This window comes from Allobosea sp. (genome assembly GCF_036675845.1).
In the GTDB taxonomy this organism is placed as follows: Bacteria; Pseudomonadota; Alphaproteobacteria; order Rhizobiales; family Beijerinckiaceae; genus Allobosea.
In genome coordinates, this window is the sequence record NZ_JAKFED010000092.1 from 1 (window position 1) to 12,163 (window position 12,163).

The window sequence follows — 12,163 nt, forward strand, 5'->3', positions numbered from 1 at the left end:
GCCCGCAAGGCGAGATTGTCATAGGTGATCGCCTTGGAGCGGGTCATCAGGCCGAAGGCGAAGCGCAGCGGCTCGAAATCCCAGAAGCGCTGCAACTGCTCGAACCAGACCAGCGAGACGTCGGCCGCATGCTGGGTCTTCTCGACTTCCTCACGGCGGGTCGTCTCGAAGGAAGCCAGCGCCGCCTTGACGTCGAGCCCGGTGCGGCGAAAGGCGCCGTGCAGCGCGATCGCATCCTCCATGGCGAGCTTGGTGCCGGAGCCGATCGAGAAATGCGCGGTCGCCTTGGCGTCGCCGATCAGCACGACATTGTCGACGACCCAGTTGCGGCAGCGGATCATCGGGAATTGGCGCCAGAGCGAGCGGTTGGCGATCAGCCGGTGGCCCTGAAGTTCCTCGGCGAAGATCCCTTCGAGGAAGGCGACGGAGCCGGCCTCGTCCATGCCCTCGAGCCCGGCGCGGGCGAAGGTTTCGGGGTCGGTTTCCAGCACCCAGGTCGATTGCCCGGCCTCGTACTGGTAGCAATGGGCGATGAAGACGCCATGCGGCGTCTCCTTGAAGAAGAAGGTGAAGGCGTCGAAGGGTCGGGTCGAGCCCATCCAGACGAAGCGGTTGGGCCTGAGATCGACCTCGGGGCCGAAGCGCGCCGCATCGCCCTCGCGGATACGGCTGTTGATGCCGTCGGCGGCGACGACGAGATCGTAGTCGCGCTTCAGCGCGGCGATGTCGGCGATCTCCTCGGTGAAACGCAGGCTGACGCCGACCTGCCGCGCCCGTTCCTGCAGCAGCATCAAGAGCGTGCGCCGCGAGCAGCCGCAGAAGCCGTTGCCGGAGATGCGCTGCTCGGTGCCTTTGAAATGGATCGAGATATCGTCCCAATAGGCGAAGCGCGAGACGATCGCCTCATAGCTCGGCTGGTCGGCCGCCTTGAACAGGTCGAGCGTCTGGTCGGAGAAGACCACGCCGAAGCCGAATGTGTCGTCATGGCGGTTGCGCTCGAACACAGTGACATCGAGCGCCGGCCAGTCGCGCTTCATCAGGAGCGCGTAATAGAGCCCCGCCGGTCCGCCGCCTACCACCGCAATGCGCATGACGCCTCTCCGCAAGCTGCCGCCGTTATTTTAGGTCTGAAATAGTTTTTTCTCAACAGGGTCGCGCCCGGCCGAGGGGATGAGACCGATCTAGCTTTCCGATATGCCAGTAACTAACTGTAATAAAATGACTTTCATTTTCATCGTCGAGCCAGAAGCAGCGCCGGAAACGGCCCTTGCCAAATGTTTCAGACCTAAAATATATTGACCTCCAAGACAGGAGTGGCGGCTTCATGGCATCGGCTCTGGCGGGACAGCATGCCCTGGTGAGCGGCGGCGGGCGCGGCATCGGCCGCGCGATCGCCGCGGCGCTGCACCTTGCCGGCGCCAAGGTCTCGATCATCGGTCGCAACGGCGAGGTTTTGCAACAGGTCCTGCGCGCCGGCGAGGCCGATGACGCGGCCGCCGTCGACGTCACCGACGAGGCGGCCATGGCGGCAGCGCTCGGGAAGCTTTCCGCCGACCGGCCCTTCGACATCGTCGTCGCCAATGCCGGCGCGGTCGAGACCGCGCCCTTCCGCAAGAGCGACGCCGCCTTCTTCCGCCGCATGCTCGAGGTCAACCTGATCGGCACCGTCAACAGCTTCCGGCCGGCGCTTCCGGCCATGGTCGAGCGCGGCTCCGGCCGCTTGATCGCCATCGCCTCGACCGCCGGGCATCGCGGCTATCCTTACGTTTCGGCCTATGTCGCGGCCAAGCATGCCGTGGTCGGGTTGGTGCGCTCGCTGGCGCTGGAGACCGCCCGCAGCGGCGTCACCGTCAACGCCGTCTGCCCCGGCTACACCGATACCGACATGGTCGCCGGCAGCGTCGCCGCCATCACCGGCAAGACCGGCGCGACGCAGGCCGAGGCGCTGGCACAACTGGTCAGGGACAATCCGCAGGGTCGATTGATCGCGCCGGAGGAAGTCGCCGCGACCGTGCTGCATCTCTGCCAGCCGGAAAGCCGCGGCATCACCGGCCAATCGCTCCTGATCAATGGCGGGGAGTTCTGAGCATGGAAATCCCCGTCACCGCCATCCTGCTCGACCGCGAGACCAAGGCGAGCGAGCGCCCCGGCGACCACAAGGACGAGTTGCGCCTCTGGCTCAGGCTGCTGACCTGCGCGACCCTGATCGAGAGCGAGATCCGCACCCGCCTGCGCGAGGAATTCAAGACCACGCTGCCGCGCTTCGACCTGATGGCGCAGCTCGAGAAATCGACGACCGGCATGACCGTCGGCGAGGTCTCGCAGCGCCTGATGGTCTCGAATGGCAACGTCACCGCCGTCGTCGCCGGCCTGCTCGCCGACGGGCTGGTCGACAAGCGCCCGGCCGCCCAGGACCGGCGCGTGCAGGTGCTGACGCTGACCGCCCAAGGCCGCCGCGCCTTCAAGGCGATGGCCGAGCGCCACGAGGACTGGATCGCCGAACTCTTCGCCGGACTGGAGCCGGCAGAGACCGCTCAGCTCTTCCAGCTGCTCGGCCGCACCAAGGCCTCGCTGCACCAGGCCATCAACCGCCGCCAGGGTGGCGAGCCGACCCCGACGGGAGACCAGATATGACCATCGCCAACCCCGTCATCCTGCCGCTGTCCGGCTTCACGCCGCAGCATTTCCAGCTTTCGGTCGCCGGCAAGGTCGCGACCGTCACTCTGAACCGGCCCGAGAAGAAGAATCCCCTCACCTTCGAGAGCTATCGCGAGCTGACCGACTTCTTCCTTGCAGCGCAGAAGGAGGAAGAGATCAAGGCCATCGTCGTCACCGGCGCCGGCGGCAACTTCTCCTCGGGCGGCGACATCTTCGAGATCATCGGGCCGCTGGTCGCAATGGAGACCAAGGACCTGCTCAAGTTCACGCGCATGACCGGCGAGCTGGTCAAGACGATGCGCGCTTGCCCCCAGCCGATCATCGCAGCGATCGACGGCATCTGCGCCGGCGCCGGCGCGATCATGGCGATGGCGTCCGATCTGCGCCTCGGCACGGCTGAGACCAAGGTCGCCTTCCTGTTCAACCGCGTCGGCCTCGCCGGCTGCGACATGGGCGCCTGTGCCATGCTGCCCCGCATCATCGGCCAGGGCCGCGCCGCCGAACTGCTCTATACCGGCCGCGTCCTGCGCGGCGACGAGGCCGAGCGCTGGGGCTTCCTCAACCGGCTCGTCGCCCGCGAGAGCGTGCTCGCGGAGGCGCAGGCGCTCGCCGCCGAGCTCGCCGACGGCCCGACCTTCGCTAACGCCATGACCAAACGCATGCTGGAGATGGAATGGGCGATGTCGGTCGAGAGCGCGATCGAGGCGGAGGCCGTGGCGCAGGCGCTGTGCATGCAGACCGAGGATTTTTCCCGCGCCTATCACGCCTTCGCCGCCAAGCAGAAGCCGGTCTTCGAGGGCAATTAGCATGGTCTCGCTCGGCGACACGCTCGACTGGCCGTTCTTCGAGGCGCATCACCGCGACTTCGCCGAGAGGCTGACCGCCTGGGCTGACGCGACGCTGCCCGGCCTGCCGCATGACGATGTCGACGCCGCCTGCCGGGCTCGCGTCAAGGCGCTGGGCGAAGCCGGCTTCCTGAAGGCCGCCGTTCCTGCCGCCTATGGCGGCCTGCATGCCGCCCTCGATGTCCGCACGCTCTGCCTCGCCCGCGAGATCCTCGCCGCCCGCGACGGGCTCGCCGATTTCGCCTTCGCCATGCAGGGCCTCGGCACCGGCTCGATCTCGATTGCCGGCAGCGAGGCGATGCGGCAGTCCATCCTGCCCGGCATCCGCGACGGTAAGCGCATCGCCGCCTTCGCGCTCTCGGAGAAAGAGGCCGGCTCCGACGTCGCGGCGATGGCGACGACGGCGACGCCGGACGGCAACAGCCATATCCGCCTCGATGGTGAGAAGACCTGGATCTCGAATGGCGGCATTGCCGACCATTACGTCGTCTTCGCCCGCTCCGGCGAGGCGCCCGGCGCGCGCGGCCTCTCCGCCTATCTCGTCGAGGCCGGCACGCCCGGCCTGAGCATCGCCGAGCGCATCGACGTGATCGCCCCGCATCCGCTCGCGACCCTGCGCTTCGATTCCTGCCGCATCCCGCTCGAGAACCGCATCGGCGGCCCCGGCGACGGCTTCAAGGTCGCGATGGCGACGCTCGACATCTTCCGCTCGACCGTCGGCGCTGCCGCTCTCGGCTTCGCCCGGCGCGCCCTGCACGAGACCGTCTCGCACGCGAATGGCCGAAAGCTGTTTGGCGGCACGCTTGGCGATCTCCAGCTTTCGCAGGCGGCCATCGCCGACAGCGCGGCCGAGGTCGATGCCGCGGCGCTGCTGGTCTACCGCGCCGCCTGGACCAAGGATCGCGGCGCGCCCCGCGTCACCCGCGAGGCCGCGCTCGCCAAGCTCGTCGCCACCGAGAACGCCCAGCGCGTCATCGACCGCGCCGTGCAGATCCATGGCGGGCTCGGCGTCACCCGCGGCGTCAAGGTCGAGGAACTCTACCGCGAGATCAGGGCGCTGCGCATCTATGAGGGCGCGAGCGAGGTCCAGAAGGTCGTGATCGCCCGCGACCTGCTGAAGGCCGCTGGCGCCGGCAACGGAGGCTGAGCGATGGATGAAGACTTTTCGCGTTCCGGCCATCTCGACGGATTTGCGCGCGACAACCTGCCGCCGCGCGAAAGCTGGCCGGCGCTCGACCTCGCCGCCACGGGCCTGTCCTATCCCGAACGGCTCAACGTCGTTTCAGAGCTGGTCGACCGCCATCTCGCGGAGGGTCGCGGCGACCGCTTGGCCGTGATCGGACCCGAGGAGAACTGGAGCTATGCCGGGCTCGCCGAGACGGTGAACCGCATCGCCAATGTCCTGACGCGCGATCTCGGCCTCGTCCCGGGCAATCGCGTGCTCCTGCGCGCCGCCAACACGCCGATGATGGTCGCGGCCTATCTCGCCGTGCTCAAGGCCGGCGGCGTCGCCGTCGCGACCATGCCGATGCTGCGCGCCGGCGAGCTAGCCTATCCGATCCGCAAGGCCAGGATCGCGCTCGCGCTTTGCGACCATCGCGTGGTCGCCGATCTTCAAGCAACCCAAGCGCTTGTCCCGGAATTCTCGACCATCGTCACATGGGGAGACGGCGCGCTGGAAGGCCTGATGGCGCAAGCCGGCTACGAGAATTTCACCGCCGCCGACACCGCGCAGGACGATGTCTGCCTGATCGCCTTTACCTCGGGCACCACCGGCGAGCCCAAGGGTACCATGCATTTCCAGCGCGACCTGCTGGCGATTTGCGACACTTACGGCGCCCGCGTGCTGAAAGCCTCGCCCGACGATCGCTTCATCGGCTCGCCGCCGCTCGCCTTCACCTTCGGTCTCGGCGGCATCGTGCTGTTTCCGCTGCGCATCGGCGCGGCCATCGTCCTGCCGGAAAAGACCGCGCCGGCCGATCTCATGCTGGCCATTGAAGAACACCGCGCCAGCGTCTGCTTCACCGCCCCGACCGCCTATCGCGCCATGCTCGCCCAGATCGAGGGCCGCGACCTGTCATCCCTGCGCATCTGCGTTTCGGCCGGCGAGTCCCTGCCGAAAGCGACCTTCGAAGCCTGGCAGGCGAAGACCGGCTTGCCCCTGCTGGACGGCATCGGCGCGACAGAGATGCTGCACATCTTCATCGGCGCGCCGCGCGAGAAGATCAGGCCCGGTTCGACCGGCCTGCCCGTGCCGGGCTATGAAGCGAAGATCGTCGACGAGGCCGGTGAGGAACTGCCCGACGGCACGCCCGGGCGCCTCGCCGTGCGTGGGCCCACCGGTTGCCGCTACCTCGCCGATCCGCGCCAGGCGCGCTATGTCGAGAATGGCTGGAACATCACCGGCGACACCTATCTGCGAGATGCCGACGGCTATTTCTGGTACCAGGCCCGCTCCGACGACATGATCGTCTCGGCCGGCTACAACATCGCCGGTCCCGAGGTCGAGGCCTGCCTGCTGATCCACGAGGCGGTGGCCGAATGCGGCGTGGTCGGCGCGCCCTGCCCGGAGCGCGGCCAGATCGTCAAGGCCTATGTCCTGCTGCGCGCCGGCTTCACCGCCGATGCGGCGCTGGCCAAGGCGCTGCAGGAGCATGTCAAGGCGACGATCGCGCCTTACAAATATCCCCGCGCCATCGCCTTCGTGACAAGCCTGCCGAAGACGCCTACCGGGAAGCTGCAGCGTTTCGCGCTGCGTGAGATGGCGCGCGCCGAAGCCGCCGCCGCGCCTTGAAGACCAGATCCGATTGCAGGAAGACGCCATGTCCAGCGGTGCGCCGCCCTCCGACCTCGCCTCGCGCAAGCCCCGCGCCGTCCTGCCGGAAGGCTGGCCGCAGCCGCGCGGCTATGCCAACGGCATGGTCGCGCAGGGCAAGCTCCTGACCACCGGCGGCCTGGTCGGCTGGGATGCGAACGGCGTCTTCGCCAGGGATTTCCTCGGCCAGGTCGGCCAGACCCTGGCCAACATCAAGGCGGTGATCGAGGCCGGCGGCGGCGAGGTCACCGACATCATGCGCCTGACCTGGTACGTCACCGACATCGAGGCCTATCGCCGCTGCCTTGCCGAGCTCGGCCCGGTCTACCGCGCCCATCTCGGCCGACACTTCCCGGCCATGGCGGTCGTCGCCGTCTCGGCCTTGGTCGAGCCCGAGGCGATGGTCGAGATCGAGGCGACGGCGGTGATCGCGGGGTGAGGGTCGCCCCGGAATGACGGCGAGGGATCGTCCCAGACGGAATGCGCTAAATCCCCGCCCCATCCTGTAATTCACCCGCGCCTTCCCGGCGCCATAGGCGCTTATGCGCCCGGTGGGCCAGCGGCCGCAGCAGGAAGTCGCCGGCCGCCAGCACCGCGGCGAAGCTCCCCGTCCCGCCCAGCGCCAGAACCGCACCGGCCAGCGCCAGGCTGGAGCCTGCCCGCCAGCTCAATCCGCTGATGAAGGCGTGCCGCTGGCTCGAACCGCTCCGGCCGACCCGGCGCAGGAGCGCAGCCCGCAACCCCGGCCTGTGATCGCCACCCTGCCCTGGCGCCCTGCCGGCATTGCCATCGGCAGGTTCCGCCTCCTCGACGAAGCCGAAGGCGACCGTCTGGTTGCTCAGGCGTTCGATCAGGATGAAACCGCCGAGCTCGCGGTTCTGCGCATAGTCCAGGATCGCCAGCGGCCGGTCGAGCCGCAGCGTCGCCAGGCCGATCGCGTTCATTGGCAGGCTGTCGGCCGGCACTTCGGCGAAGCTCTCGACATCGAGCCGGTGCTGCAACTGCGTGACGCCGGCATTCGCCGTCGCGGTGGCGAGCTTCAGGATGAACTCAGCCCCCTCACGCAGCGCCGCCTCGCCGGTCCAGAGCAGCCGTGCCCGCAACTCCTGCCGGGCTGAAGGCGCATAGGCGAGCGAGGCGATGACGTCGCCGCGAGAGACGTCGACCTCCTCGGTGAGCGTGACGGTGACGGACTGCCCGGCGCCGGCCTGCGAAACCTCGCCGGACGGCGCGAGGATGCGCGCGATGCTGCTGCGGCGGCCCGAAGGCAGTACGGCGACGCCGTCGCCGACCCGCAGGCGCCCCCGCGCCACCATGCCGGCATAGCCGCGGAAATCGAGATCGGGCCGGTTGACCCATTGCACCGGCAGGGCAAAGCCCGCTTCCTCGCGCGCCTCGGCCGCCACGGTCACCGCTTCGAGGAAGGGCAGCAGCGCCGGCCCGCGATACCAGGGGGTCAGGCGCGAGGCTTGCGTGACGTTCTCGCCGTCGCGGGCCGAGACCGGGATGAAGTCGATTGCCGAGAAGCCGAGCCCGGCGGCCATGGCGCGATAATCGGCCTCGATCTGACGGAAGACGCTCTCGTCATAGCCGACGAGGTCCATCTTGTTCACCGCCACCACGATCTGGCGCACCCCGACCAGCGAGACGATGAAGGAATGGCGCCGGGTCTGCGGCAGCAGCCCCTTGCGCGCATCGACCAGGATGATGGCGAGGTCGGCGGTCGAGGCGCCGGTCGCCATGTTGCGGGTGTACTGCTCATGGCCGGGCGTGTCGGCGACGATGAAGCTGCGCTTCGGCGTCGAGAAGTAGCGATAGGCGACATCGATGGTGATGCCCTGCTCGCGCTCGGCGACGAGCCCGTCGACCAGCAGCGCGAAGTCCGGCGCCGCGCCTTGCGTGCCGAATTTGCGGGAATCGGCTTCGAGCGCGCCAAGCTGGTCGTCGAAGACCGCGCCGGCCTCGTAGAGGATGCGTCCGATCAGGGTCGACTTGCCGTCGTCGACGGAGCCGCAGGTGATGAAGCGCAGCAGCGCGCGGTCGCTGCCCTCGATATTCTGGCCTTCGTCATTGGCCGGGCGCAGCGCGCCCGCAGGCGCCGGCGCGCCCTTCAGTTCGGCGAGCGCCGCCATCAGAAATAGCCTTCCTGCTTCTTCTGTTCCATCGAGCCGGAGCCGTCATGGTCGATGACGCGGCCCTCGCGTTCCGAGGAGCGCGAGGATCGCATCTCGGCGATGATGTCGGTGAGGTTCGCCGCCTCGCTCTCGACCGCACCGGTCAGCGGGTAGCAGCCGAGCGTGCGGAAGCGCACCAGCCTGGTCTCGACCACCTCTCCAGGCAGCAGCGCCATGCGTTCGTCGTCACGCATGATCCAGGCGCCGTTGCGGCGCACCACCGGGCGCGGCGCGGCGAAATAGAGCGGCACGACCGGGATGTTCTCGAGCGCGATGTAGTCCCAGACGTCCTTCTCGGTCCAGTTCGACAGCGGGAAGACGCGGAAGCTCTCGCCTGTCGCCTTGCGCGTGTTGAACAGCCGCCAGGGCTCCGGCCGCTGGTTCTTCGGGTCCCAGCGATGCTCTGCCGAGCGCAGGGAGAACACCCGCTCCTTGGCCCGGCTCTTCTCCTCGTCGCGACGGGCACCGCCGAAGGCGGCATCGAAGCCGTATCTGTCGAGCGCCTGCTTCAGCCCCTGCGTCTTCATCACATCGGTGTGCAGGCGCGAGCCGGAAGCGAACGGGTTGACCCCGGCGCGCACGCCCTCCTCGTTGATGTGGACGATCAGGTCGAGCCCGAGCCGCCGCGCCGTCTCGTCGCGGAAGGCGATCATCTCGCGGAACTTCCAGGTCGTATCGACATGCAGCAGCGGGAAAGGCGGCTTGCCGGGGTGGAAGGCCTTCATCGCGAGATGCAGCAGGACGGCCGAGTCCTTGCCGATCGAGTAGAGCAGCACCGGCTTCTCGCAGGTCGCCGCCACTTCGCGGATGATGAAGATCGCCTCGGCTTCGAGCTTCTGCAGATGGCTGAGTTGGATCACGCCGACATCTCCAGGGCAGATTTCGCACGGACCAGCCGCCCGTCCGGGCCGACATGCAGGCCGCACTCCTTCGCGGCCTCCTCCTCCCACCACCAGCGACCGGCCCGCTCGGGCTCGCCCGGCCGAATCGCGCGCGTGCAGGGCTGGCAGCCGACCGAGAGAAAGCCCTGTTCGTGCAGCGGGTTGAGCGGCACGCCGTTTTCACCTGCGAAGGCCAGCGCCTGTTCGCGCGTCCAGTCGAGCAGCGGGTTGAACTTGACGAGGCCGCGCTCGGCGTCGGCCTCCGCCAGGGCGACGCCGCCGCGGGCGGTCGACTGGTCGGCGCGCAGGCCAGTGACCCAGGCGCTCGCGCCTGCCAGCGCCCGACCGAGCGGCTCGACCTTGCGTACGCCGCAGCAGGCCTTGCGCGCTTCGATCGAGGCGTAGAAGCCGTTGATGCCATGGCCGCGCACGAAACCCTCGACGGCGTCGTGACGCGGATAGAAGGCCGTGATGGCGATGCCGTAGCGGGCCTCGGTCTGCGCCCAGAGCGCATGCACCTCGGCGAAGAGCCGGCCGGTATCGAGCGTGACGATCTCGACCGGCAGTCTCCGGCTCGCGATCAGATGGGTGACGACCTGGTCCTCGAGGCCGAAGCTGGTGGTGAAGACCAGCCGGCCACCGATCCTCTCACGGAGGCCGGAGAGCCGCGCCGCCGCATCCGCCGATCCGAACGACGCGACGAGGCTTTCAGCCTGGCGGCGAAGCGCCTCGGCCTGCGTTGCCGGCTCGGGTGGCAACGCAGCCGTCCGGCTCGCGCTCTGCTCCCCGCCCTTCGCAGCCTGCTCCATGAGATGTCCGATCGTTCTGTAAAACGAACATTCTCAATATCCCCGGAAGTGTGGAGGATCAATTCACAAGCGATAGCGTGGAATTCCATATTTCGCCGGAGAAAGAGAATAACCTCCCGCCACGACGCCAGGCGCTCTCGCCGAGGAGCGATCCGGAACCTTGGCGCCGCAGCCTGCGTTGACCCGGGACGAGCGAGCCGGTCGCGCATCGGCCCAGCGCAAGCTCCGAGCAAGAAGGGGGAAACCATGACGAAATCCGCGAGCAAGGCCGTCGAAAGCCTGCGCAAGGAACAGCGCAAGCAGAAGCAGGAAGGCAATGGCTCGCCCGAGAAGCAGCTCGACAAGGCGCTGTGCGATAGCTTTCCGGCCAGCGACCCGGCCTCGCAGGTGACGCCGACCAAGCCGGGAGCGCCGAAGCAGCGGCGGGCCTGAACGGCCAGCGCATGCCGCAGCCAAACCGCTTGCTTGCCGTCTACGCGGATGGAAGCTTCGCCCGGTTGAAAGTGCGGTGGCCCGGCGCCATCTCGACTATCCGTCGCGATGGAGACCGTAGATGCCCGACCGAGCTAGAGTGGATGCCTTCGTCACCGCCGTCGTCGGCGGCGATCACGTCGCGGCGATCCGCGATTTCTACACCGCCGAGGCGAGCATGCGGGAGAACGCCAACGAGCCGCGCAGGGGCCGCGACGCCCTGATGGCGCATGAGGCAAAGGCGCTGGCACGTCTCGAGCGCATGCACACCCACCCCCCGCTGTCTGTCCTGGTCGATGGCGACCGTGTCGTCGTCCACTGGGTCTTTGACGCGACCAGCAAGGAGGGGATCACCCGACGGCTGGAGGAGTTGGCGATCCAGCGCTGGGAAGGCGACCGCATCGCCGAGGAGCGGTTCTTCTACGACACCGCCAGTTCCTGGCGCGAGGTCGAGGCGGCCGTCGCCGGCAGTCGGGGCAGCGCCTGATACCAACGACCTTCACTGCGCTCGCAATGACGGCCAGACCCTCGCAAGCGGCAAATCCAAACGCCGTTGGTATGACGAGGCCTTCGCGGCTTCGCTCGAGCACGCGACCATTCAACCGCAAGGGCAAGACCGGCAGCAGCCTCCGGTCCAGGCGCCATCGAAGATCCGGCGCGCAGCAGCTCAGCGGATGCCGCCGAGCCCGACCGAGAGCTTCTGGCCGATCTCGATGAATTTCAGCGGGTTGCGTGCCTGGTCGGTGAGCCGGGTTTCGTAGTGCAGATGCGGCCCGGTCGAGCGGCCGGTCGAACCGACGCGGCCGATGACCTGCCCGGCCGCGACGAGTTGGCCCGCCTTGACGTCGAAGGCGCTGAGATGGCCGTAGCGCGTGGTGATGCCGTTGCCATGGTCGAGTTCGACGAGATTGCCATAGCCGCCGGCGACCTCGGCACGCAGCACCTGGCCGGCGCCTGCCGCTCGCACCGGCGTCCCGGTCTCGCCGCGGAAGTCCATGCCGCCATGCATCGCGGTCGCGCCAGTAAACGGGTCGGTGCGCGGGCCGAAATTGCTGGTCGTGGTGTCGTCGCCTTCGAGCGGCCGCTGGAACGGCACGATGGTGGCGAGATCGCGCCAGCGGCCATAGACCGAGCGTGCCTCGTTGAGCTGCATCAGCGCATGCTCGAAGCTGCCCGGCTTGATCGCCGCCGAGAGCGGCACCAGCGGGCCGCCCATGCCGGCGCGCGCCGCGGGCAGCTTGACCCTGGCAGGGTCGAGACCGACCTCTCCCAGCGCCGCCCTGACCTCCTGGACCCGCCCGACGAGCTGGCGCCCGAGAGCCGAGATCTGCTGGCTCTGGCCGGTCTGCACCCGGTCGAGCGACTGGCCGAGCAAGGCGATGCGCTGGTCCAGCGGCAGCGGCTCGCTCGCCTTCACTTGCGTCGCGACCTGCCGACGCTGCTGCGCCAGGATCGCCGGATTGACCCGGTCGAGGATATTGGTCTCGCCGGCGAACTGGCTGCCGCCGGG

Annotated in this window: 13 protein-coding genes; 8 read left to right on the plus strand and 5 right to left on the minus strand. The window is 68.3% G+C overall.

Annotated features, from left to right (window positions below; translation table 11 throughout):
* Nucleotides 1–1,091, minus strand: a 1,091-nt coding sequence (locus V6M56_RS10850; protein WP_332683582.1) for an FAD-dependent monooxygenase, incomplete at its 3' end; no start/stop codon positions are given.
* A gap of 233 nt (nt 1,092–1,324) precedes the next feature.
* On the opposite strand from V6M56_RS10850, the gene V6M56_RS10855 reads away from it, so the two are divergent.
* The 6 genes from V6M56_RS10855 to V6M56_RS10880 are packed head-to-tail and all read left to right on the plus strand — an operon-like array spanning nt 1,325 to nt 6,757.
* Nucleotides 1,325–2,086, plus strand: coding sequence for an SDR family NAD(P)-dependent oxidoreductase (locus V6M56_RS10855; protein ID WP_332683583.1), 762 nt, complete (start codon nt 1,325–1,327; stop codon nt 2,084–2,086).
* A 2-nt stretch (nt 2,087–2,088) separates the two neighbouring features.
* Nucleotides 2,089–2,634, plus strand: a complete 546-nt coding sequence (locus tag V6M56_RS10860) for a MarR family winged helix-turn-helix transcriptional regulator (RefSeq protein ID WP_332683585.1) — start codon at nt 2,089–2,091, stop codon at nt 2,632–2,634.
* Nucleotides 2,631–3,464, plus strand: a complete 834-nt coding sequence (locus V6M56_RS10865; protein ID WP_332683587.1) for an enoyl-CoA hydratase family protein — start codon at nt 2,631–2,633, stop codon at nt 3,462–3,464. Before V6M56_RS10860 ends, V6M56_RS10865 begins: the two co-directional genes overlap by 4 nt.
* A gap of 1 nt (nt 3,465) precedes the next feature.
* Nucleotides 3,466–4,650 (plus strand): acyl-CoA dehydrogenase family protein, encoded by a 1,185-nt coding sequence (locus tag V6M56_RS10870; protein WP_332683589.1) that lies wholly within the window; start codon nt 3,466–3,468, stop codon nt 4,648–4,650.
* A gap of 3 nt (nt 4,651–4,653) precedes the next feature.
* Nucleotides 4,654–6,297, plus strand: a complete 1,644-nt coding sequence (locus tag V6M56_RS10875) for a benzoate-CoA ligase family protein (protein ID WP_332683591.1) — start codon at nt 4,654–4,656, stop codon at nt 6,295–6,297.
* Nucleotides 6,298–6,325: 28 nt separating this feature from the next.
* A complete protein-coding gene (locus V6M56_RS10880) occupies nt 6,326–6,757 on the plus strand; it encodes a RidA family protein (protein WP_332683593.1) in 432 nt (143 codons plus the stop codon).
* 46 nt (nt 6,758–6,803) lie between these two features.
* Here V6M56_RS10880 and cysN read toward each other — a convergent pair whose 3' ends face one another.
* Genes cysN through V6M56_RS10895 form a run of 3 tightly spaced genes read right to left on the minus strand, consistent with a single transcriptional unit; the run spans nt 6,804 to nt 10,182 of the window.
* A complete protein-coding gene (gene cysN, locus V6M56_RS10885; RefSeq protein ID WP_332683596.1) occupies nt 6,804–8,450 on the minus strand; it encodes a sulfate adenylyltransferase subunit CysN in 1,647 nt (548 codons plus the stop codon).
* Nucleotides 8,450–9,352 (minus strand): sulfate adenylyltransferase subunit CysD, encoded by a 903-nt coding sequence (gene cysD, locus V6M56_RS10890; protein WP_332683598.1) that lies wholly within the window; start codon nt 9,350–9,352, stop codon nt 8,450–8,452. The genes cysN and cysD overlap by 1 nt, the downstream gene beginning before the upstream one ends.
* The gene (locus tag V6M56_RS10895) at nt 9,349–10,182 is read right to left on the minus strand and encodes a phosphoadenylyl-sulfate reductase (RefSeq protein WP_332683601.1); all 834 of its coding nucleotides are present in this window, start codon (nt 10,180–10,182) and stop codon (nt 9,349–9,351) included. Before V6M56_RS10895 ends, cysD begins: the two co-directional genes overlap by 4 nt.
* A 246-nt stretch (nt 10,183–10,428) precedes the next feature.
* Here V6M56_RS10895 and V6M56_RS10900 point away from each other — a divergent pair, with 246 nt between their 5' ends.
* Entirely contained in the window at nt 10,429–10,614 is a 186-nt protein-coding gene (locus V6M56_RS10900; protein WP_332683603.1) for a hypothetical protein, read from the plus strand.
* A 121-nt stretch (nt 10,615–10,735) separates the two neighbouring features.
* Nucleotides 10,736–11,140, plus strand: a complete 405-nt coding sequence (locus V6M56_RS10905; protein ID WP_332683604.1) for a nuclear transport factor 2 family protein — start codon at nt 10,736–10,738, stop codon at nt 11,138–11,140.
* A gap of 180 nt (nt 11,141–11,320) precedes the next feature.
* Here V6M56_RS10905 and V6M56_RS10910 read toward each other — a convergent pair.
* Nucleotides 11,321–12,163: M23 family metallopeptidase (locus V6M56_RS10910; RefSeq protein WP_332683605.1), on the minus strand; the 843-nt coding region annotated here is incomplete at its 5' end.